Source organism: Amycolatopsis sp. NPDC001319, assembly GCF_042896185.1.
GTDB lineage: Bacteria > Actinomycetota > Actinomycetes > Mycobacteriales > Pseudonocardiaceae > Amycolatopsis.
Window position 1 is genome coordinate 66,406 of record NZ_JBIAWY010000013.1, and the last position, 20,684, is coordinate 87,089.

19 protein-coding genes are annotated in these 20,684 nt (G+C 70.7%); 14 read left to right on the forward strand and 5 right to left on the reverse strand.

The features are described 5' to 3' along the window. Positions 1 to 452: 452 nt before the first annotated feature. The gene (gene ald, locus ACFY1H_RS38490; protein WP_366579647.1) at positions 453 to 1,568 is read right to left on the reverse strand and encodes an alanine dehydrogenase; all 1,116 of its coding nucleotides are present in this window, start codon (positions 1,566 to 1,568) and stop codon (positions 453 to 455) included. 193 nt (positions 1,569 to 1,761) lie between these two features. Here ald and ACFY1H_RS38495 point away from each other — a divergent pair, with 193 nt between their 5' ends. Further along, complete coding sequence (locus tag ACFY1H_RS38495; RefSeq protein WP_386954818.1) at positions 1,762 to 2,703, forward strand: zinc-binding dehydrogenase; 942 nt, start codon at positions 1,762 to 1,764, stop codon at positions 2,701 to 2,703. Beyond that, a complete protein-coding gene (locus ACFY1H_RS38500; protein WP_366579643.1) occupies positions 2,700 to 3,143 on the forward strand; it encodes a pyridoxamine 5'-phosphate oxidase family protein in 444 nt (147 codons plus the stop codon). The genes ACFY1H_RS38495 and ACFY1H_RS38500 overlap by 4 nt, the downstream gene beginning before the upstream one ends. Positions 3,144 to 3,774: 631 nt before the next feature. On the opposite strand, the gene ACFY1H_RS38505 is transcribed toward ACFY1H_RS38500, so the two are convergent. After that, the gene (locus tag ACFY1H_RS38505) at positions 3,775 to 5,334 is read right to left on the reverse strand and encodes a PucR family transcriptional regulator (RefSeq protein WP_386954821.1); all 1,560 of its coding nucleotides are present in this window, start codon (positions 5,332 to 5,334) and stop codon (positions 3,775 to 3,777) included. A 289-nt stretch (positions 5,335 to 5,623) separates the two neighbouring features. On the opposite strand from ACFY1H_RS38505, the gene ACFY1H_RS38510 reads away from it, so the two are divergent. The 3 genes from ACFY1H_RS38510 to ACFY1H_RS38520 are packed head-to-tail and all read left to right on the forward strand — an operon-like array spanning position 5,624 to position 8,626. Next, entirely contained in the window at positions 5,624 to 6,931 is a 1,308-nt protein-coding gene (locus tag ACFY1H_RS38510; RefSeq protein ID WP_366579639.1) for a bifunctional o-acetylhomoserine/o-acetylserine sulfhydrylase, read from the forward strand. Further along, on the forward strand, positions 6,928 to 8,061 hold the full coding sequence (locus tag ACFY1H_RS38515; RefSeq protein ID WP_386954824.1) for a homoserine O-acetyltransferase: 1,134 nt from the start codon (positions 6,928 to 6,930) through the stop codon (positions 8,059 to 8,061). The genes ACFY1H_RS38510 and ACFY1H_RS38515 overlap by 4 nt, the downstream gene beginning before the upstream one ends. A gap of 37 nt (positions 8,062 to 8,098) precedes the next feature. After that, complete coding sequence (locus ACFY1H_RS38520) at positions 8,099 to 8,626, forward strand: hypothetical protein (protein WP_386954827.1); 528 nt, start codon at positions 8,099 to 8,101, stop codon at positions 8,624 to 8,626. 743 nt (positions 8,627 to 9,369) lie between these two features. On the opposite strand, the gene ACFY1H_RS38525 is transcribed toward ACFY1H_RS38520, so the two are convergent. After that, positions 9,370 to 10,137, reverse strand: a complete 768-nt coding sequence (locus ACFY1H_RS38525; protein ID WP_366579962.1) for an SGNH/GDSL hydrolase family protein — start codon at positions 10,135 to 10,137, stop codon at positions 9,370 to 9,372. Between the two features lie 197 nt (positions 10,138 to 10,334). Here ACFY1H_RS38525 and ACFY1H_RS38530 point away from each other — a divergent pair, with 197 nt between their 5' ends. The 7 genes from ACFY1H_RS38530 (at position 10,335) to ACFY1H_RS38560 (ending at position 17,675) form a co-directional block, all read left to right on the forward strand. Continuing rightward, complete coding sequence (locus ACFY1H_RS38530; protein WP_285972690.1) at positions 10,335 to 10,925, forward strand: TetR/AcrR family transcriptional regulator; 591 nt, start codon at positions 10,335 to 10,337, stop codon at positions 10,923 to 10,925. Positions 10,926 to 10,979: 54 nt separating this feature from the next. Next, a complete protein-coding gene (locus tag ACFY1H_RS38535; protein ID WP_364050152.1) occupies positions 10,980 to 11,477 on the forward strand; it encodes a hypothetical protein in 498 nt (165 codons plus the stop codon). A gap of 46 nt (positions 11,478 to 11,523) precedes the next feature. After that, positions 11,524 to 11,877, forward strand: a complete 354-nt coding sequence (locus ACFY1H_RS38540; RefSeq protein ID WP_366579633.1) for a VOC family protein — start codon at positions 11,524 to 11,526, stop codon at positions 11,875 to 11,877. Positions 11,878 to 11,916: 39 nt separating this feature from the next. Continuing rightward, positions 11,917 to 12,807, forward strand: a complete 891-nt coding sequence (locus ACFY1H_RS38545; protein WP_386954831.1) for an oxidoreductase — start codon at positions 11,917 to 11,919, stop codon at positions 12,805 to 12,807. 114 nt (positions 12,808 to 12,921) lie between these two features. Further along, complete coding sequence (locus ACFY1H_RS38550; RefSeq protein WP_386954833.1) at positions 12,922 to 14,535, forward strand: carboxyl transferase domain-containing protein; 1,614 nt, start codon at positions 12,922 to 12,924, stop codon at positions 14,533 to 14,535. A 6-nt stretch (positions 14,536 to 14,541) separates the two neighbouring features. Next, positions 14,542 to 16,521, forward strand: coding sequence for an acetyl-CoA carboxylase biotin carboxylase subunit (locus tag ACFY1H_RS38555; RefSeq protein WP_386954836.1), 1,980 nt, complete (start codon positions 14,542 to 14,544; stop codon positions 16,519 to 16,521). Further along, positions 16,518 to 17,675: an acyl-CoA dehydrogenase family protein gene (locus tag ACFY1H_RS38560; RefSeq protein WP_366579627.1), complete on the forward strand. Its 1,158-nt coding sequence runs from the start codon at positions 16,518 to 16,520 to the stop codon at positions 17,673 to 17,675. Before ACFY1H_RS38555 ends, ACFY1H_RS38560 begins: the two co-directional genes overlap by 4 nt. A 3-nt stretch (positions 17,676 to 17,678) precedes the next feature. Here ACFY1H_RS38560 and ACFY1H_RS38565 read toward each other — a convergent pair whose 3' ends face one another. Next, entirely contained in the window at positions 17,679 to 18,407 is a 729-nt protein-coding gene (locus tag ACFY1H_RS38565; protein ID WP_386954839.1) for a class I SAM-dependent methyltransferase, read from the reverse strand. A 128-nt stretch (positions 18,408 to 18,535) separates the two neighbouring features. Between ACFY1H_RS38565 and ACFY1H_RS38570 the strand changes: the two genes are divergently transcribed. Further along, positions 18,536 to 19,417, forward strand: coding sequence for an alpha/beta hydrolase (locus tag ACFY1H_RS38570; protein ID WP_366579624.1), 882 nt, complete (start codon positions 18,536 to 18,538; stop codon positions 19,415 to 19,417). Here the strand turns inward: ACFY1H_RS38570 and ACFY1H_RS38575 are convergent. Further along, positions 19,404 to 20,147 carry an alpha/beta fold hydrolase gene (locus tag ACFY1H_RS38575; protein WP_386954842.1) on the reverse strand — a complete coding sequence of 248 codons (744 nt, stop codon included), beginning with the start codon at positions 20,145 to 20,147 and terminating at the stop codon, positions 19,404 to 19,406. The genes ACFY1H_RS38570 and ACFY1H_RS38575 overlap by 14 nt on opposite strands. A gap of 33 nt (positions 20,148 to 20,180) precedes the next feature. On the opposite strand from ACFY1H_RS38575, the gene ACFY1H_RS38580 reads away from it, so the two are divergent. Beyond that, positions 20,181 to 20,642: a MarR family winged helix-turn-helix transcriptional regulator gene (locus tag ACFY1H_RS38580; protein ID WP_386954845.1), complete on the forward strand. Its 462-nt coding sequence runs from the start codon at positions 20,181 to 20,183 to the stop codon at positions 20,640 to 20,642. The last annotated feature ends 42 nt before the right edge of the window (positions 20,643 to 20,684 follow it).

Below are 20,684 nucleotides of genomic sequence, written 5' to 3' on the forward strand. Positions count from 1 at the left end.
ACCACGCGGGGTCCGGCACCGACCGCACGGTGGGGGTTCCGGGGGCTCGGCCCCGGGCACTACCTCGCCCCTTCCACGGCAGCACGAAGTGCGAACAGGAAGGGGGAGAAGGGGCGACCCGCTCAACCAGCCTGGGGGTCACTGGGAGCGGGTCGCCGAGTACCAGCTTAGGTAATAAGTGCGGACTTCGCTCCTCGGGGTCTTCAACGAAGCCGGATTACTTCTTCACAGAGTGAGCCCGCAACCGGTGAAGAAGCACGTTCAGAATCGTGAAACCCCTTGTCAAGGGCACTTCTGCCGTCGAAGGGGTACCGCTGAACGGGACGCGGAGCGTGACGAACGTCGCTTCGGCCAGGGGTTCCTGTTCGGCCTCGGCGCGGTGCCCGAAGAGAACACGAGGGGCCCCCGCTGGTTCGCGGAGGCCCCTCGAGGCGCCAGGTGGATCGGAAGGGTCACGCCAGGGCGGTCGCCAGCGGCGTGTGCGGCAGGCCGTGCGCGGTGGCGACGGGCTCGTTGGTGAGGGCGCCGTCGTGGGTGTTGAGGCCCTTGGCGAGCGACGCGTCGGCGTTCAGGGCCGCGTGCCAGCCGCGGTCGGCGAGCTGCACGGCGTACGGCAGCGTCACGTTGGTGAGGCCGTAGGTCGAGGTCCGCGGCACGGCGCCCGGCATGTTGGCGACGCAGTAGAACACCGACTCGTGGACGCGGTAGGTCGGGTCGTCGTGCGTGGTGGGGCGCGAGTCGGCGAAGCAGCCGCCCTGGTCGATGGCGATGTCGACCAGCACGGAGCCCGGCTTCATGCGCGAGACGAGGTCGTTGGAGACCAGCTTGGGGGCCTTCGCGCCGGGCACCAGCACGGCGCCGATCACGAGGTCGGCCTCCAGCACGGCCTCCTCGACCGACAGGCGGTTGGAGGTGACCGTGCGGATGCGGCCGCCGAAGTCGTTGTCGATCTGGCGCAGGCGGTCGACGTTGGTGTCCAGGATCTCGACGTCCGAGCCCAGGCCCAGCGCCACGCGGGCGGCGTTGATGCCCGCGACGCCGCCGCCGATCACCACGACCCGCGCCGGGTGCACGCCGGGGATGCCGCCGGGCAGCACGCCGCGGCCGCCACTCGGCTTCATCAGCGAGTAGGCGCCCACCTGCGGCGCCAGCCGGCCGGCGACCTCGGACATCGGCGCGAGCAGGGGCAGGGCGCCGGTGGCCGTCTGCACCGTCTCGTACGCGATCGCCGTGGTGCCCGCCGCCAGCAGGGCGTCGGTCAGAGGCCGGTCGGCCGCGATGTGGAGGTAGGTGAACAGCACCAGGTCCTTGCGCAGGCGGGGGTACTCCTCGGCGATGGGCTCCTTCACCTTGAGCACCAGCTCGCCCTCGGCCCACGTCTCGTCCGCGGTGGCGAGCACCTTCGCGCCCGCGGCCACGTACTCCTCGTCGCTGATCGACGAACCCACCCCGGCGCCGGTCTCGACGAACACGTCGTGACCACGCCCCACCAGCTCGTGGACGCCGGCCGGGGTCAGGGCGACCCGGTACTCGTGCTTCTTGATCTCACGGGGAACGGCGATACGCACGGCGGCCTCCTGGCGGCGGTTCGGTTCGAGGTGCTGCCACTCACGGTGATGCACCCGGACGGCGGTGTCATCATGCGCGCGGAACAGTTCTTTTGCCATTTCATGGTGCCACGAGAACAAATCGCTTGACCTCGACCGCGCTCGAGGTTGTTGGCTGTCGCACCTGGTTCGTCGATCTCGGGGAGGGCGTGGCATGCGTGCGGTGTGGTTGAGGGAGTTCGGCGGACCCGAGGTGCTCGTGGCGGGGGAGGCGCCCGACCCGGTCCCGGGGCCGGGCCAGGTGCTGGTCGAGGTGGCGTTCGTGAACGTGACGTTCGTGGAGACGCAGTTCCGGGCGTCGGGCTTCGGACCGGTCGATGCCGCCCTGCCGATGATCCCCGGCAACGGCGTCGGCGGCGTGATCAGCAAAGTCGGCGACGGCGTCGACCTGGCCCTCGTGGGCCGGCGCGTGGTGACCTCGACCGGCGGTAGCGGCGGCTACGCCCAGCGCGCGGTCGTCGACGCGACCCTGGTCTTCCCGGTGCCCGACGCGCTCTCGCTTGACGCCGCCGTCGCCCTCCTCGCCGACGGCCGGACGGCCACCGGCCTCGTCCACGCCGCCGCCGTCGCGCCGGGCGACCGCGTGCTCGTCGAGGCCGCCGCCGGTGGCGTCGGCAGCCTCCTCGTGCAACTGGCCAAGTCGGCCGGCGCACAGGTCGTCGCGGCGGCGGGCAGCGCTGAAAAACTCGCGCGCGCCCGGGAGCTGGGCGCGGACATGACGGTGGACTACACGGCCGCCGACTGGGCTTCGGCAGTCGGACCGCTCGACGTGGTCTTCGACGGCGTGGGCGGCGCGATCGGGACCACCGCTTTCTCCTTGCTACGCCCCGGCGGCCGCATGGCGGTGTACGGCCTCGCGAGCGGCACGTGGGCGGAAGTGTCCGAAGAGGACGCCCGGTCCCGCGGCGTCACGGTCATCCGCTCCCTGGGCGACGCGGCCGCACTCCGCGCCTTCACGGTGTCCGCCCTCGACGCGGCCTCGGCCGGCCGCCTCACTCCGGTTATCGGCCAACGGTTTCCACTCGCCGCGGCGGCGGACGCCCATGCGGCGATGGAGGCGCGGGGGACTTTTGGCAAGACGTTGCTGGTCGCGTGAAGTCGTTCGACGTCGACGAGTTCCTCGCGCAGCCACTCACCGCGCGCGTCGCCACGGACGGTCCCACCGTCCGCCCTACTTGGTACCTCTGGGAGGACCGGGCATTTTGGATCCTCAGCGGTCCGTGGTCCCGCTTGCCCGGGCAGGTTCGCTCGTCCCCACGGCTCGCGTTGACGGTTGATGTGTGCGATCTCGCGACCGGCTTGGTGCGCCAGGTCGTCGCGAGCGGTCCCGCGGAGGTGGTGGCCTTCGACGTGCCACGCGGTCGGCGGAAGCTGGCGCGGTACTTGGGACCTGACGAGCAGCGGTGGGACCCGCGGTTCCGCGCCTACTTGACCGAGGCTGACCGCGGCACGGTTTGGGTGCGGCTGGCGCCGGAAAGGCTTCGTGCGAAAGACCTTTCGTACGTCAGCTCCACCGCAGCCCCATCAGCTGACTGAGCAACACCGGCCGGCCGTCGGCGTGTTCGACGCGAGGGCGTCGGGCCGAATTGCGCGCATTCCGCCAGAGTCCGCGCGACGGCGCCTGCCCTCCACCGTGGGGTCCAACAACTCGCTATGGCCTGGTTACGCGGCTCTGGTTGATCATGTGGGTGTCTGGACCCCGTGATCGCATGACAGCCGTGCTCGCGATGTCCCTCCTGGCCATCAGCGCACTCCGCCACACCGGCGACACGACCGCCGCCGGACTACGCCACATGACTCGCAATCCCATCCGCGCCCGCACCCTGCTCGGCATCCACCCCGCCCCGACAGACAGCCCCCACCCTCCACGGGGGCGTCCCTGTTCCAGCCTACCGGCCCATGGCCCCGAAAGACGGCGCCAGCGCAATCTGTGGACAACTCCGCAAAAGACGACCTGCCTGTGGACAAACCAAACCCATCACTCGGTTGTCACGAGCGGTCCCGCGGAGGTGGTGGCCTTCGACGTCCAGCGGGCGGCGGAAGTCGGTGCGGTACCTGCGGTCTGACGACCAGCGCTGGGCCCCGTGGTTCAGCGCCTACCTGAACGAGACCAAACAAGCCGCCGCGTGGATCCCGGAAACCCTTCGCGGACAGGAACTCGCGTACGTCAGCTCCACCGCAACGCCACCAACTGCATGAGCAACGCCAACCGCACATCCGGATCATCCAGATCAAGCGGCACAAGATCCAGCAACCGCTTCATCCGGTACCGCAACGTGTTCGGGTGGATGCGCAGCTCCGCGGCGGCCGCGCGGGGGTCGCCGGGGTGGCGGAGCCATTCGTAGAGGGTGTCGACGTAGCCGGCTTTCGTGGTGTCGTCGTGGGTGCGCAGGAGGCTGAGCGGGCCGAGGTCGGCGACGTGGGCGGTGGCGGAGCCCGTGGCGGCGCGGTGGAGCACCAGGGAAGTCCAGGCGTCCTCGTAGGCGACGACGCGGCCGGCCACCAGGCCGGCGCGCAGGAGGCCCAGGGCTTCGTCGGCCTGGGTGCGCGAGGTGGCCAGCGCGGAGACGGCCACGGGCGCGCCGGCGGCGGCGCGGGGGACGCCGCCGCGGCGGGAGGCTGGCTGGAGGGTCAGGGCGTCGCGCAGTTCGGACCAGGCGTTGCCGTCGGGGACGACCGCGTAGAGGAGGCCGCCGAGTTCGGTGGCGACGGGGCGGCGGCCGATGCCCTGGGAGATGCGTTCGAGCAGCGCCAGCCGCAGGCCCTCGGCGTCGCGGCCGTCGCCGCCGGTGACCTCGATCGCGACGACGCGGTGGGGCTCGTCGGAGAGGTCCAGTTCGGCCACGACGCGTCGCTGGCCGGCGTGGCCTTCGAGCACGGCGCGCAGCAACTCGGCCGACGCGCGGCGTTGCGCGTCCGTGTGCGCGCGGCGGCGGAGCAGGTGCAGCGCGACAACGGGCGCGGCGTCGGCGAAGGCGGCCGCGCGTTCCTCCGAAACCGGCCCCGCGACGACGGCCCACATCGACCCCAGCAGCTCACCGCCCATGCGGATGGGCACGATCAGCCGCGGCAGCGTGCCGTCGCGCTGGGCGGGCACGAAGATCGTCTGCCGGCCGCGTGACAGCTCGCGGAACACGCCGCGCGAACGGAACCGGGCGAGCACGTCGTCGGGGATCCGGCGGCCCATGATCGTGGCGACGCGCGCGGGGTCGGTGAGGTCCTGGCGCGCGGAGTAGGCGAGCACGCGCGAGTTCGTGTCCTCGATGGTCACGGGCGCGTCGACCACGGACGCCACCGCGTCGGCGAGCCGGAACAGGTCGCCGGAGCCGGGATCGCCGCCGTCTTCGAGGGACTCCGATTCGTCGCCCAGCGCGTCGAGGACCGTGCGCAGCAGCCACACGAGCTGGGCCCACGACGTCGCCGAATGGACCTGGATGAGCGCTATCCCGGCCGTTTTCGCCGCGCGCCGCACGGCGGGCTTGGCTGCCAGCGGCGGTTTCAGCAGGACGGCGGCGGCGCCCTGCGTGGCGCTCACCCGCACCAGCTCGGCCGCGTCGGCCGGATCGGCCGTGGCGACGCCCAGCACGAGGTCGCCCGCCGCGATGCCCGCCGGCACGCCGGGCTCGGCGATCACCACGTCGCCCGCCGCCGGGCAGTCGTCGGGCAGCTGGAGCGCGTGGAGCAACGTCGGCCCCACCCGGTCGACCACGCTGCGCACCGAGACCACGGGATACATCCTCGCCGAGACGCGTCCGGGGCGCTCGGCGCGGGTAGCCTTCGGGCAACCGCCGAACGGAGGAACCGGCTCCGAAAGCAACCGGTTCGCGCTCCGACGGGGTCGCGGAGTCCGTTATGGACGGTCACCCGAACAGCCGCGCCCGGGCACCCTGTCGGGTGATCGACTTGCACGGTAGGTTGACGGAGTACTCCCAGCCCGTGGGAACCCTTGGGTGGGCCGTTCAGGGGAGCTAGCTTCGTCCGAGGAGCCGATCCCTTTGAGCCGCAAGGAGAAACAGATGCCGGAAGACACCTCGGCCTGGTCCTTCGAGACCAAGCAGATCCACGCCGGCGCGGCACCCGACCCCGCGACGGGCGCCCGCGCGACGCCGATCTACCAGACCACGTCGTACGTCTTCCGCGACACCCAGCACGGTGCAGACCTGTTCAGCCTGGCCGAGCCCGGCAACATCTACACGCGCATCATGAACCCCACCCAGGACGTGCTGGAGCAGCGCCTGGCCGCGCTCGAAGGCGGCGTCGCGGCGCTCGCGTTCGCCTCCGGCTCCGCGGCCACCACCGCGGCGATCCTGACCCTGGCCGGCGCGGGTGACCACTTCGTGTCCAGCCCGTCGCTCTACGGCGGCACCTACAACCTGTTCCACTACACGCTGCCGAAGCTCGGCATCGAGGTCACGTTCGTCGACGACCAGGACGACCCCGAGCAGTGGCGCGCGGCCGTGCGGCCCAACACGAAGGCGTTCTTCGCCGAGACGCTGGCCAACCCGGGCAGCAACGTGCTCGACATCCGCACCGTCGCCGACGTCGCCCACGAGGCCGGCGTGCCGCTGATCGTCGACAACACCGTGCCCACGCCGTTCCTGCTGCGCCCGATCGAGCACGGCGCCGACATCGTCGTGCACTCGGCCACCAAGTACCTCGGCGGCCACGGCACCACGGTCGCGGGCGTGATCGTGGACGGCGGCACGTTCGACTTCGGCAAGGACCCGGCGCGCTTCCCGGGCTTCTCCGAGCCGGACCCGAGCTACCACGGTCTCAAGTACTGGGAAGCCCTCGGCCCCGGCGCGTATGCGGCGAAGGCGCGCGTGCAGATCCTTCGCGACACCGGCGCGGCCATCTCGCCGCTCAACAGCTTCCTGATCCTGCAGGGCATCGAGACGCTTTCGCTGCGGCTCGAGCGCCACGTCGCCAACGCGCAAGCGCTTGCGGAGTGGCTGGAGGAGCGCGACGAGGTCGAGACGGTGTACTACGCCGGCCTCCCGTCGAGCAAGTTCCACGCGGCCGCACAGAAGTACCTGCCGCGCGGCGCGGGCGCGGTGCTGTCGTTCGACCTGCGCGGCGGCGTCGAGGCCGGGCGCAAGTTCGTCGACGGCACCACGCTGCACAGCCAGCTGGTGAACATCGGCGACGTGCGCAGCCTGATCGTGCACCCGGCGTCGACCACGCACAGCCAGCTCAGCCCGGAGGAGCAGCTCGCGAGCGGCGTCACGCCGGGCCTGGTGCGGCTCGCCGTGGGGCTCGAGGGCATCGAGGACCTCAAGGCCGACCTCGAGGCGGGCTTCCGCGCCGCCAAGGCGGAACTGTGACGGATTCCGGTGCGTTTCCCCTGCCCGTCACCGGTGCGTGGCGGGCAGGGGACCCACCCGGCAGGCGGCAGTGGTTCACCGGTCCCGGCGCGCTGTCGCTGGAGGCCGGTGGGTCGCTGCCGTCCTACACCCTCGCGTACGAGACGTGGGGCACGCTCAACTCCGACGGGTCCAACGCGGTCCTCGTCGAGCACGCCCTGACCGGCGACAGCCACATCGCCGGCCCCGCCGAGCCCGGCCACCCCAGCGCGGGCTGGTGGGACGGGCTCGTCGGGCCCGGCAAGGCGCTCGACACGGACTCGCTGTTCGTGGTGGCGCCCAACGTGCTCGGCGGCTGCCAGGGCTCCACGGGCCCGTCGTCCCCCGACCCCGACGGCCGGATTTACGGCAGCCGCTTCCCGTCCGTCACCGTGCGGGACCAGGTGGCCACCGAAGCCGCACTCGCCGACGCGCTCGGCATCGAGCGCTGGGCCGCCGTCGTCGGCGGCTCGATGGGCGGCATGCGGGCCCTCGAATGGGCGGTGACTTTGCCCGATCGGGTGGCGTCCGTCCTGGTTCTGGCTTCGACGGCCCGCGCGTCGGCCGAGCAGATCGCCTGGGCCGCGCCGCAGCTGCACGCCATCCGCTCCGACCCGGGCTGGCACGGAGGCGACTACTACGCCTTGTTGCCTGGCGAAGGCCCGCACGCCGGCCTCGGCGTCGCCCGCCGGATCGCCCACGTGACCTACCGCAGCGAACCCGAACTCGCGCAACGCTTCGGCCGGAAGCCGCAGGGTTCGGAGGACCCGCTGCGCCGCGGCCGCTTCGCCGTGGAGTCCTATTTGGACCACCACGCCGACAAGCTGGTCCGCCGCTTCGACGCCGGTTCCTACGTGGTCCTCACGGAGTCCATGAACACCCACGACGTGGGCCGCGACCGCGGCGGGGTGGCCTCGGCACTCTCGCGCGTCCGCGCGCGCACCGTGGTCGCCGGCGTGGACAGCGACCGGCTCTACCCGCTGTACCAGTCGGTGGAGATCGCCGAGGGCGTCGGCGGTGAGACGGCGGTGGTTTCGTCGCCGTACGGGCACGATTCGTTCTTGATCGAGACGGGGCAGATCGCGGCTTTGGCGAAGTCCCTGCTGGGTTGACCGGGCGCGCCTGCTTGGTTCACGGCACGGTGGTGTGGTGGACGATGCCTTCACTTCGCGCTTGGAGATCACCTACGGCCCGGCTGGTTCGGCCGATCGGCGTGACCCGGTTGGCTCGTCGGATCCGCTGGGGTCGGCGGGTGCGGGCGGCCAGGTTGGCTCGGCCGGCCTCGCCGACGGGCTCGGCGCCGAGCCCGGCCAGCCAATCTCCCTCGACCTGCACCCGATCCTGCGCGACTTCGCCCACTCCACTGCTTCGGCTTCGCACCGCGCTTGGCTGACCGGCCTCACCTGGACCGCCCACCTTCGCGACGCGATGATCGTCGTCACCGCCTCGTCCGCGGACGGCAGTTCCTTCGGCTTCGAAATCCCGGACGGCCCCGCCGCCTCCCGTCTGGCCACCGCGGCGGACCGCCTGCAGGACTTCGTGGTCGAGCACCTCCGCGTCGGGCTACCCCCGGTTCCCGGCACCGCTCGCCCTGCCCACGCGCTTCTCCACGACGGCGTCGCGCTCTGGGCTGACGACTGCACCGCGTGGACGTGCCCGATCGGCTCTTACGCCTGAATGTTTGCCTGTGACGTCGCACCGGCACACCGGCCCCGGCGCCAGGCTGCACGGGCGTCCGGCCCGCACCGGCACAACGGCACCGGCGCCAGGCCTGCACGGGCGTCCGGCCCGCACTGGCACCGGCGCCAGGCCCGCACTGGCACCGGCGCCGGGCCCGCACCGGCACACCGGCACCAGGTCCGCACTTGCGCCAGGCCTGCACGGGCGTCCGGCCTGCACCGGCACCAGGCCCACACACGGTCCCCGCCGCGCGCACGAGGAGTGGCACCGCAGCGACGTCCCGACTGCTCTCTACCTTTGCTCACGACTCCAGAGAACTCTCGCCTGCAGAACGCAGATCGCTCCCGGCACAACCCCCGCGCGACGGCATAGCCCACCCTCCCTAAGGGGGCTGCCCAGGATTCATTCTATCGGTCGTCGGCGACGAAACCCTGTGCTCAGGCGGAGTTGTCCACAGCAGGCCAGGTCGGTTCGGAGTTGTCCACAGCACCCGATCGTGGAACCTCGATGGTCGAGTTCGTCGGCCCTGCGGCACGTTGATGCTCCGGGAAAAGTGCGCTCAGCGAACGAGAACACCCTGAGCGAGCGGCCGAAAGCCATCGATCGGGGGGAATCAAGAACGACCACCCCGCCATCCTCCGCGAACCACCGACCTCAGTCGATCAAAGCGAACAAAAAGAAGGGGCGCCCCACCAAGGGACGCCCCTTCCGAACGAACAGAACCGAACGAACAGAACAGATCAGCCGATCGCCGACGTCAACGGGTTGTAGTACCCGCCCCGCTGCCCGGCCGCGGTCGGGTGGTACGACTCGTCCACCGGCCAGGTGAGGCTGTGGAGGTAGTCGCTCGCCGAGGAGCAGATGTTGTGCCCCACGAAAGCCGAGCGCACGTCCACGAACTGGGCACCGGCGGCGGCCGCGCGGGAAGCCAGGACCGAGGCCAGCGTGTCGGCGCCGGAGTTGATCGCGGAGCGCTTGGTGTCGCTCAGGCCGACGCTGCAGGAGCCCGGCACGGTGTAGAAGCGCGGGTAGGACAGCACCACGAGCTTCGCGTTGGGCGCCTTGGACTTCACGGCGCGGTAGACGTTGTCGAGCAGGCTCGGCAGGGTGTTCTGCACGTAGGTCTTGGCGGTGTTGACCCGGTCGATGCAGGTCTGGTCGCTGTTGAGGGTGCAGGTGGTGATCACGTCGGTGAAGCCGGCGTCGTTGCCGCCCACCGTGAGGGTGACCAGGCTGGCGCTGGACGGCATCGAGTTGATCTGGTTGAGCACGTCACCGGTCTTCGCGCCCGAGCAGGCGAGGAAGGTGAACGTGGTGCCGGCGTGGGCGTTGGCCCACAGCTGGCCGTAGGCGTTGGCGCTGCGCTTGCAGCTGCCCGAGCTGCCGTAGCTCCCGGCGCCCACCCCGGAGGAGTAGGAGTCGCCGAGTGCGACGTAGCTCTGTGCAGCGTTGGCGGTGCCCACAATGCCCAGAGAGGCGAGAACAGCGACCCCCAGGGCCGCGCACATCCGGAGGAACGATCGTGAGGTGGGACGGGTGGCTTCAGCCATGGGTCACTCCTGGTCGTGACGGCTCGACGAGGAATACGAATACCAGGTGGAATCCCCACACGACACCCCAGAATCCGCAGGTGACTCCACTTGGCCCAAGCACTAAGTAGGGCCGGAAGTTAGCGCTCGCTAACCGCCCGTCCTACTATGACCGAATGCCGGCGAACCCCACCCCACTCGTGAACGGCGAGAAGGCGAACAGGCGTGAACAGATCATGGCCGCCGCCGCCGAGCTGTTCGCCCACCACGGCTTCCACGGTGTCGGGATCGACGACATCGGCGCGGCCGTCGGCATCTCGGGACCGGCGCTCTACCGCCACTTCCGCAGCAAGGACGCCATCCTCGGCGAGATGCTGAACTCGATCAGCCACTACCTGCTCGAAGGCGGCACCGACCGCGCCGAGACGGGCGGTACGCCGCTCGAGCTCCTCGAAGCGCTGGTGCGTTTCCACGTCGGCTTCGCCCTCGACCACCCGGCGCTGATCACCGTGCAGGAGCGCAACCTCGCGAACCTCACCGACAGTGACCGCAAGCAGGTACGTGCGCTCCAGCGGCAGTACGTCGAGGTGTGGGTGCGCGCGATCCGCGACGCGATCCCCGGCCTCGAAGAGCGCGAAGCCCGCTCGGCGGCACACGCCGTGTTCGGCTTGATCAACTCGACGCCGTACAACCGCCATCTCGGTGACGCAGAGCTGTCCGAACTGCTCTGCCGGCTCGCTCTGGGCGCACTTTCCGCGGCGGGCTGATCACCCGGATTCGGGGTATCCCCACGGAAGCCGGTGCTGGTGTTTGATAGGCACGTGACCCCGGACCGGAGCGAGGACGAGCAGCGGCTCGTGGAGAAGGCGCAGCGCGCGCTCGTCGCCATCAGCCTCGGCGAGGACGCCGAGGCGCTCGAAGAGGTCACCCCGTCGTCCGACGAGCCGCAGGCGCGCTCTGAGGAGACCAAGGAGCTCATGCTGCTGCTGTTCGGCGAGTGCAGCGCCATGGTGTCCACGCTCGGTGACGGCGGCACGGCACCCGTGAAGGTCCAGGTCTTCGACGAGGACGGCGAAGAGGTTTCCATCGACCAGGCCGACCCGCCCGTGCGCACCGCCGTGCGCACGCTGCTCGCCGAGGTGCACGGCAACACCGCCGCCGCGCGCGAGCAGGTGGAGATCGCGCTGGCCAGCGCCGCGCCCAACGAGGTCGACAGCCTCGTGCTCCAAGCGCTGCGCTGGACGATCCGGTTGTCGGTCGAATGCCTCGACCGCGATCTGCCCGTCGCAGACTGGATTTCCGACGCCGTCACCGGCTGAGCCCGACTTCCGGACAAACGCCCGCCGCGCTGGCAGGATCACGGCCATGGAACGCGTGCTCGGCATCGGCGGCTACTTCATCCGCGCCTCGGACCCCGCGGCGCTGGGCGCCTGGTACCGCGACTGCCTCGGCCTCGACGCCGACGAAAACGGGGTGTGGCGCCAAGATCCCGGCCCGACGGTCTTCGCGCCCTTCGAGGCCGGCACGGACTACTTCGGCTCGAAGTCGCAGCAGACCATGCTCAACTTCCGCGTCCGCGACCTCGACGCCATGCTCGCCCAGCTGCGCGACAAGGGTGCCGAAGTGGCCGAGGAGACGCAGGAGATGGCCGGCATCGGGCGGTTCGGCTGGGTCACCGACCCGGAGGGCAACCGCATCGAGCTGTGGCAGTCCGCGTGACGCCCGGCCGGCCGCGGTGAACCGGGCGATACTCGGAGAATGACGACGCCCGGAAGCGTCGCCGTGGTCGGCCCCGGAGCGATCGGGACGACCATCGCGGCCGCACTGCACCAGGTCGGCCGCACACCCCGGCTGTACGGCCGCACCGCCCGCGACCGGCTCGAGCTGCACGCTCCGGGGGAGCACCTCGTGGTGCCCGGTCCGGTCCAGGTCGAGGTGACGCCGGACGTCACCCCGGTCGATCTCCTTTTCCTGGCCGTCAAAGCGACCCAGGTGGCGGCAGCCGCGCCCTGGCTGGCCGCGCTGTGCCGGGCCGGCACGATCGTCTGCGTGCTCCAGAACGGCGTCGAGCAGGAAGCCGTCGTCGCGGCACACGCGAACCTCGGCCGGGTGCTGCCCAGCGTCGTGTGGTTCCCGGCGCAGACCCGGGCCGACGGGTCGGTGTGGCTGCGCGCCCCGGCCCGCTTGACCGTGCCCGACACCGAGGCGGGCCGCGCGGTGTCCGAGGCGCTGGCCGGGAGCTTGTGCACCGTCGAACCGGTCGCCGAGTTCCGCTCGCTGGCCTGGCGCAAGCTCATGCAGAACGCGCTCGCGGGCCTGATGGCCCTCACCGGCCGGCGCGCCGGCATGTTCGCGCGGGCCGACATCGCCGAGCTCGGGCTCGTGTACCTGCGGGAGTGCCTCGCCGTGGCCCGGGCCGAGGGCGCCGACCTCGATGACGATGTGCCCCGGGAAATCATCGACGCGTTCCGGGCCTACCCGGCGGACATGGGCACGTCGATCCTGGCCGATCGCGAAGCCGGCCGGCCGCTGGAATGGGACGTCCGCAACGGGGTGGTGCTGCGTCGCGGGCGCCACCACGGCATCCCCACACCCGTCAGCGAAATCGTGGTCCCGCTGCTCGCGGCCACCGGAGACGGGCCCGGCTGACGCGAGTGTGAGCCGCGGGACCCTGGGTGGACACTCCGGTTAGCGGTCGCTAACATCCGAAGAGGAGTTAACGACCGCTAACATCTTGGATCACCAACGTCTCGACGGGGAGTCATGGACACGCCGGTACTGAGCAGTTCCGCGGATCCGCGCAGCGACGGGTTCGCCCGCAGCGTCACCTCGCACGGCGAGCTCGTCGAGGACCTGCGCAAGCGCCTGGACACCGCCCGCCTCGGCGGGCCCGAGAAATCCCGGGCCCGGCACGTGGAACGCGGCAAGCTGCTGCCGCGCGACCGCGTCGACACGTTGCTGGACCCGGGTTCGCCGTTCCTGGAGCTCTCGCCGCTCGCGGCCAATGGCCTCTACGACGACGAGGCGCCGAGCGCCGGCATCATCACCGGCGTCGGGCGCGTCTCCGGGCGCGAGTGCGTGATCGTGGCCAACGACGCCACCGTCAAGGGCGGCACCTACTACCCGCTCACAGTCAAGAAGCACCTGCGCGCCCAGGAAGTGGCGCTGCACAACAACCTTCCGTGCATCTACCTCGTCGACTCCGGCGGCGCGTTCCTGCCGCACCAGGACGACGTGTTCCCCGACCGCGAGCACTTCGGGCGCATCTTCTACAACCAGGCCACGATGTCCGCACGCGGTATCCCGCAGATCGCGGCCGTGCTCGGCTCGTGCACCGCGGGTGGCGCGTACGTGCCGGCCATGAGCGACGAAGCGGTGATCGTCCGCAACCAGGGCACGATCTTCCTGGGCGGCCCGCCGCTGGTGAAGGCCGCGACGGGTGAGGTCGTCACGGCCGAGGAGCTGGGCGGCGGCGACGTGCACTCGCGCCAGTCCGGCGTCACCGACCACCTCGCCGACGACGACGCCCACGCGCTGCGCATCGTCCGCGACATCGTCTCCACACTCGGCCCGCGCACGCCGCGGCCGTGGGACGTGCGGCCCGTCGAGGAACCGGCCGTGGACCCGCGAGAGCTCTACGGCGTGGTGCCCACGGACTCGCGCACCCCCTATGACGTGCGCGAGGTGATCGCGCGCGTGGTCGACGGCAGCCGGTTCTCCGAGTTCAAGAAGGAGTACGGCGCCACGCTCGTCACCGGCTTCGCGCACATCCACGGCCACCCGGTTGGCATCATCGCCAACAACGGCGTGCTGTTCGCCGAGTCGGCCATGAAGGGCGCGCACTTCATCGAGCTGTGCGACCGCCGCTCGATTCCCTTGGTGTTCCTGCAGAACATCACCGGGTTCATGGTCGGCAAGGCCTACGAGGCCGGCGGCATCGCGAAGCACGGCGCGAAGATGGTCACCGCCGTCGCGTGCGCGCGGGTGCCGAAGTTCACCGTGATCATCGGCGGCTCGTTCGGCGCCGGCAACTACTCGATGTGCGGGCGGGCGTACTCGCCGCGGTTCCTGTGGATGTGGCCCAACGCGCGGATCTCCGTGATGGGCGGCGAGCAGGCGGCGTCGGTGCTTTCGACGGTCCGCCGTGACGCGATCGAGGCCCGCGGCGGCGAGTGGTCGGCCGAGGACGAGGACGCGTTCAAGGCGCCGATCCGTGAGCAGTACGAGCACCAGGGCAGCCCGTACTACTCCACCGCTCGGCTGTGGGACGACGGCGTGATCGACCCGGCGGACACCCGCACGGTGCTCGGGCTCGCACTGTCGGCCGCCGCCAACGCACCCCTGCCCGAGGTCAACTACGGCGTCTTCCGGATGTGAGTGAGCATGTCTTCGTTCGACACCGTTCTGGTCGCCAACCGCGGGGAGATCGCGGTCCGCGTCATCCGCTCGCTGCGTGAGCTGGGCATCCGCTCCGTCGCGGTGTACAGCGACGCGGACGCCGACGCCAAGCACGTGCGCGAGGCCGACACCGCGGTGCGCCTCGGCCCGGCCGAGGCGGCGAAAAGCTATTTGTCGATCCCGGCCATCGTCCTCGCGGCCCAGGTGACGGGCGCACAGGCCGTGCACCCGGGTTACGGCTTCCTCGCCGAGAACGCGGCGTTCGCGCGAGCGTGTGAAGAGGCGGGGCTGGTGTTCATCGGCCCGCCCGTCGCCGCGATCGAGCAGATGGGCGACAAGATCCGGGCCAAGGCCACGGTGTCCGCGGCCGGTGTGCCGGTCGTCCCCGGGGTGTCCGATGTGGACATTCCGGAGGGCGGGTTCGCCGAGGCCGTGGCCGGGGTGGGCTATCCGGTGCTGCTGAAGCCGTCGGCGGGCGGTGGCGGCAAGGGCATGCGGCTCGTGCACGAGGAGTCGGAGCTCGCCGCCGCGATCGAGTCCGCGCGCCGCGAGGCCCGGGGCTCCTTCGGTGACGACACGCTGCTGGTGGAGCGGTTCGTCACCACGCCGCGGCACATCGAGATCCAGGTGCTGGCCGACAAACACGGAAACGTTCTGCACCTCGGCGAACGCGAGTGCAGCCTGCAGCGGCGGCACCAGAAGATCATCGAAGAGGCCCCGTCGGTGCTGCTCGACGAGGCCACACGCCAGAAGATGGGCGCCGCCGCGGCCGAGGCCGCGCGGTCGGTGGGTTACGTCGGCGCGGGCACCGTCGAGTTCATCATGTCCGCGCACGACCCGGACGAGTTCTTCTTCATGGAGATGAACACGCGGCTGCAGGTGGAGCACCCCGTCACGGAGATGGTGACCGGGCTCGACCTCGTGGCGTGGCAGGTCCGCGTGGCCGCCGGTGAGCCGTTGACGGTGAAGCAGGAGGACGTGCGCCTCGAAGGCCACGCCATCGAAGCCCGGGTGTACGCCGAGGACCCCGCGCGCGGCTTCATCCCGACGGGCGGCACGGTGCTGGCCGTGCACGAACCTTCGGGCGACGGCGTGCGCGTGGACTCGTGGATGACCGAGGGCGCGGTGGTCGGGTCGAACTACGACCCGATGCTGGCCAAGGTGATCGCGTACGGTCCCGACCGCGCGGCCGCGTTGCGCAAGCTCGACCGCGCGCTGGCGGACACCGCGTTGCTGGGCCTGGGCACGAACATCGCGTTCCTGCGCAGCCTGCTCGCCGACGAGGACGTGCGCGCGGGCCGGCTCGACACGGAGCTGGTGGACCGGCGGCTGTCGTCGCTGGTGTCGTCGGAAGTGCCCGAAGGGTTCTTCGTGGCGGCGGCGCTCGACCGGCTGCTTTCGTTGCAGCCGAAGGGTTCCGTGGTGGATCCGTGGGACGTGCCCAACGGGTGGCGCATCGGTGGCGGTGGCGGGGTCACGTTCCGGCTGCGGGCCGGCGAGGTCCAGGCCGTGGTCCGCGTGACGGGTTCGACCGTGCAGGTCGACGACAACGAACCGGTCGAAGCCACCGCGACCCGCGTCGGCGATGTGCTGGAAGTCCGGCGGGACAGCGGGATCGAGCGCTACCGCCGCGCCGATGGTCCACAACGGACGGTCTGGCTCGCGCGCGACGGCTTCGGTTTCGCGTTCGCGGACCAGGAAGTGCGCCTGGCCGCCCGCGGTGAGGCCGCGGGCGCCGGGCCGGTGAAGAGCCCGATGCCGGGCACGGTGCTCGTGGTCAAGGTCGCTCAAGGCGACGTCGTCGCGGCCGGCACGCCGTTGCTGGTCGTGGAAGCGATGAAGATGGAACACACCGTGACCGCGCCGATCGACGGCGTGGTGAGCGAGCTTTCGGCGCGCGCGGGCCAGCAGGTGGCGCTGGACGAAACCCTGGCCGTGGTCAGCCCGAACGAGGAGCAACGATGATCGACTTCCGGCTGGACGAAGAGTACGAAGCGCTCCGCAAGACGGTCGAGGACTTCGCGCACAACGAGGTCGCGCCGGTGATCGGGCCGCTGTACGAGAAGGAAGAGTTCCCCTACGAGCTCGTCGCCAAGATGGGCGAGATGGGCCTGTTCGGCCTGCCGTTCGCCGAGGAGTTCGGCGGCATGGGCGGTGACTACTTCGCGCTGTGCCTGGCGCTGGAGGAGCTGGCGCGGGTCGACTCGTCGGTGGCGATCACGCTGGAGGCCGGCGTTTCCCTCGGTGCGATGCCGATCTACCGCTTCGGCACGCAGGAGCAGAAGGAAACCTGGCTGCCCGCGCTGTGCTCCGGCGAGGCCCTCGGCGGTTTCGGCCTCACGGAACCGGGTGGCGGCTCCGACGCCGGCGCCACGCGTACCCGGGCCAAGCTCGACGGCGACCAGTGGGTGATCAACGGCAGCAAGGCGTTCATCACCAACTCCGGTACCGACATCACGCGGCTGGTCACCGTCACGGCCGTCACCGACGTGATGGAGAACGGCCGCAAGGAGATCTCCGCGATCCTCGTGCCCTCGGGCACGCCGGGCTTCGCCGTGGCGCCCAAGTACTCCAAGGTCGGCTGGAACTGCTCGGACACGCACGAGCTGTCCTTCGCCGACGTCCGCGTGCCGGCCGAGAACCTGGTCGGCATCCGCGGCCGCGGCTACGCGCAGTTCCTGTCCATTCTGGACGAAGGCCGCGTCGCGATCGCCGCCCTGAGCGTCGGTCTGGCCCAGGGGTGTGTCGACGAGTGCCTCAAGTACGTGAAGGACCGCGTCGCGTTCGGGCACCGCATCGGCGAGTACCAGGCGATCCAGTTCAAGATCGCCGACATGGAGGTGCGCACCCACACCGCGCGCCTCGCGTACTACCAGGCGGCGTCGAAGATGCTGCGCGGCGAACCCTTCAAGAAGGAAGCGTCCATCGCGAAGCTCGTCGCCTCCAACGCCGCCATGGACAACGCCCGCGACGCCACCCAGATTCACGGCGGCTACGGCTTCATGAACGAGTACCCGGTCAGCCGCTTCTACCGCGACGCGAAGATCCTGGAGATCGGCGAGGGGACGAGCGAGGTGCAGCGGATGCTCATCGCTCGTCACCTCGGCGTCGCCGGGTAGCGCTTACCGAGCGGTCAGCACGAAGAACAGGAAACTCGGGCTGATCGTGAGCAGCCGGTAGTCCTCGGGCCACAGCTCGCGGGCTTCCGGTGCGGGCATGGGTTCGCTGAGCACGGAGATCTCGAAGCCCGCCGCGGTGAAGGCCGCGGTCATGGCGTGCAGTGGCCGGATCCAGAACGACATCGGGATGGTTTGCTCACCGAACGTCCAGTCTTCGGTCCACTTGTAGGTTTCGAAGTAGTTGGTCTTGAGGCCGTCCAGGCGCTGCAGCGCGTGGATCGCGAACGGGTGGTCGACCGAGATCAACAGCCGACCGCCCGGTTTGAGGATGCGCTTCAGCTCGGCGAGTGACGGGCCCCAGTCCGCCAGGTAGTGCAGCACGAGGGACGCGACGACGTCGTCGAACGCGTTGTTGGCGTAGGGCAGCGGCTCGGCCAGATCGGCGACGCGCAGGTCGGCTTCGGGGCCGAGGCGGCAGCGGGCCAGCTCCAGCATGCCGGCGCTGAGGTCGAACCCGGACATGATCGCGCCGCGGTCGCGCAGCATCGCGGACAGGGGGCCGGCGCCGCAGCCGGCGTCGAGGATCCGTCTCCCGGCGACGTCTCCGGCGAGCTCCAGCATCGCGGGCTGCTCGTAGTAGGCGTTCTGGATGCCGCCCTCGTTCTGGGCCGCGTATGCCTCGGCGAAGCTGTCGTAGTGGTTGGCCGGCAGGGTGTGGTTGTCCGGGGTCATGCGACCGATCATGGCAGAAAACGCCGGACCGCCGGTCGATCCCCTTTCACCATAACCCGGGTGGCAAGCCGGAAACATCGGTCTTCGGAGCGATGTTTCCGCGCCGCCGAATGATTATTGTGGTCGGCATGTCTGAGGAACTCGCGCTGAACGTCGGCCCGTCCGGAATCGAGCTGGCGTACGAATGCTTCGGTGATCCTGGAATGCCGCCGGTCGTGCTGATCATGGGCGGTGGCGCGCAGATGATCAATTGGCCTGAGGAGTTCTGCCGGGAACTGGTGGACCGCGGCCTGTACGTGATCCGCTTCGACAATCGCGATTCCGGCCGGTCTACGCATTTCGACGACGCGCCCGTGCCGGATTTCGCAGCCGTTCTCGCGGGGGATTTCGCGACGGCGTCCTACACGCTGTCGGATCTCGCGGGTGACACGGTCGGCCTGCTCGATCTGCTCGGGCTGGAAAGCGCGCACCTCGTCGGAGCGTCGCTCGGCGGGATGATCGCGCAGATGGTCGCCATCGAGCACCCCGATCGGGTGCGGACGCTGACGTCGATCATGTCCACGACCGGCGCCCCGGAGGTGGGCGCGCCCGACCCGTCGATCCTGGTCGAGATGGGACAGCCGCCGAGCGAGCGGGAGGCGTTCGTGGCTTGGCAGGTGCGCGCGTCGGGGATCACGGGGTCGCCGGGGTTCGAGTTCGACGAGGATGCCATTGCCGAGCGAGCGGGGCGGACGTTCGACCGGGGCTACCCCGCGCTGGGCATGCCGCGGCAGGCCGTCGCCGTGGTGGCGTCGGGCGACCGCACGGACCGGCTGCGGCGGCTGGACGTGCCCACCCTGGTCATCCACGGCGACGCCGACCGCATGTGCGACCTCAGCGGCGGCCGCGCCACGGCGGCGGCCATACCCGGCGCGGAGCTCGTGGTGGTGCCCGGCATGGGGCACAGCCTGCCGCGCGAGTTGTGGGCGGACTTCGCGACGAGGATCGCCGCGCTGGTCAAGACGCGATGACCGCGGCGAGTTCCCGAGGCGCGGTGCGCTGCGCGAAGTGCTGCTGACCGTCCAGCACCCGCACCTGCGCGCCGAGCCGCGCGGCGTAGTGGCGCACACCGTCGGCCATCCGGGCCGGGCTGGCGCCACCCAGCACGAACCGGGCCGGCACGGAGACCTCGGGTAACCCCGCCTCGACGATCGCCGCGTCGTACGCAGTGGTGTGGGCGAGCGTGAGATCTTCTTGCCACTGCAGGGTTTTTCGCATCGACGCGACCACGTCGGCCGGCATCCCCACCGCCTCCGTGCGGAACGAGGTCAACGCGCCGTCGAGATCACCGGCGTCGACCAGTGCCCGCAGCCGCTGGGCGACACCCGCCGTGACCACTGATGGCGGCTCATACGCGACCACCCGCCGCACCACATCCGGCCGCACCGCCGCCGCCCGCAACGCCAGCAGTGCCCCCGACGAATGGCCGGCCACCACGGCATCACCGCCGGCCGCAACCGCCGTGGCGACGACGTCGGCGACCTCGTCCGCCACCTCCGACCCGGCCCGATCGCCGCTGCCCCCACGCCCGCGGCGGTCCAGTGCGTACACCGTGAACTCGTCGCCGAGGAACGGCACCACCGCGCCCCATGCCCTGCGGTCGCCCCCGGCGCCGCCGACCAGCACCAGTGGTGGGCCGGAGCCGGTGCGTTCGACGGCGAGCCGCACGCCGTCGGGGGAGGTCAGCGTCAAGAGCGCCATAACGTCAGGGTACCTGACGATTAAACTCGACGCATGACGCCACGTCGATCCCTTGCCGAAACCCCCAGCTCAGGCCAGGGTCCGCTGCTCGGTCCGCTCGCGCGCGGAATGACGCGCTGGTTCGAGGACGGCATCCTCACAGAGCTGGCCGCGCGCGGCGAGGCGCGGCTGACGATGACGCAGATCGACATCGTCGCGAAGCTCGACGCCGAGGGCATCACGATCGCGGAGCTGGCGCGTCGCGCGGGGGTGGCGCGGCAGTCGGCGCACCAGGCGGTCGGTGAGCTGACCAGGGCGGGGCTGGTGCGCGTGGACCCGGACCCGGCGTCGGCGCGCAACAAGCTCGTCCGGCCGACGGAGGCCGGCGTCGCGCGGCTGAACCTGGCGCGCGAAGTGCTCGAAGACCTCGAACGCAAACTCGGCGAACGCGTGGGCGCACGTCGGCTGGAGCAACTGCGGGCCGCACTGGACCTCGACTGGGAGGCCATCGACTGAACCTCTTGAACCGGGCCACCTCCGAGGCTTATTGTCAGGTAA

Bases quoted from the DNA above. Each gene is read 5' to 3' on its own strand.
- ACFY1H_RS38495 (WP_386954818.1), top strand. From the start codon at position 1,762: ATGCGTGCGGTGTGGTTGAGGGAGTTCGGCGGACCCGAGGTGCTCGTG.
- ACFY1H_RS38510 (WP_366579639.1), top strand. From the start codon at position 5,624: ATGCCGGAAGACACCTCGGCCTGGTCCTTCGAGACCAAGCAGATCCAC.
- ACFY1H_RS38525 (WP_366579962.1), bottom strand. From the start codon at position 10,137: ATGTGCGCGGCCCTGGGGGTCGCTGTTCTCGCCTCTCTGGGCATTGTG.
- ACFY1H_RS38530 (WP_285972690.1), top strand. From the start codon at position 10,335: ATGCCGGCGAACCCCACCCCACTCGTGAACGGCGAGAAGGCGAACAGG.
- ACFY1H_RS38540 (WP_366579633.1), top strand. From the start codon at position 11,524: ATGGAACGCGTGCTCGGCATCGGCGGCTACTTCATCCGCGCCTCGGAC.
- ACFY1H_RS38545 (WP_386954831.1), top strand. From the start codon at position 11,917: ATGACGACGCCCGGAAGCGTCGCCGTGGTCGGCCCCGGAGCGATCGGG.
- ACFY1H_RS38550 (WP_386954833.1), top strand. From the start codon at position 12,922: ATGGACACGCCGGTACTGAGCAGTTCCGCGGATCCGCGCAGCGACGGG.
- ACFY1H_RS38555 (WP_386954836.1), top strand. From the start codon at position 14,542: ATGTCTTCGTTCGACACCGTTCTGGTCGCCAACCGCGGGGAGATCGCG.
- ACFY1H_RS38560 (WP_366579627.1), top strand. From the start codon at position 16,518: ATGATCGACTTCCGGCTGGACGAAGAGTACGAAGCGCTCCGCAAGACG.
- ACFY1H_RS38565 (WP_386954839.1), bottom strand. From the start codon at position 18,407: ATGACCCCGGACAACCACACCCTGCCGGCCAACCACTACGACAGCTTC.
- ACFY1H_RS38570 (WP_366579624.1), top strand. From the start codon at position 18,536: ATGTCTGAGGAACTCGCGCTGAACGTCGGCCCGTCCGGAATCGAGCTG.
- ACFY1H_RS38575 (WP_386954842.1), bottom strand. From the start codon at position 20,147: ATGGCGCTCTTGACGCTGACCTCCCCCGACGGCGTGCGGCTCGCCGTC.
- ACFY1H_RS38580 (WP_386954845.1), top strand. From the start codon at position 20,181: ATGACGCCACGTCGATCCCTTGCCGAAACCCCCAGCTCAGGCCAGGGT.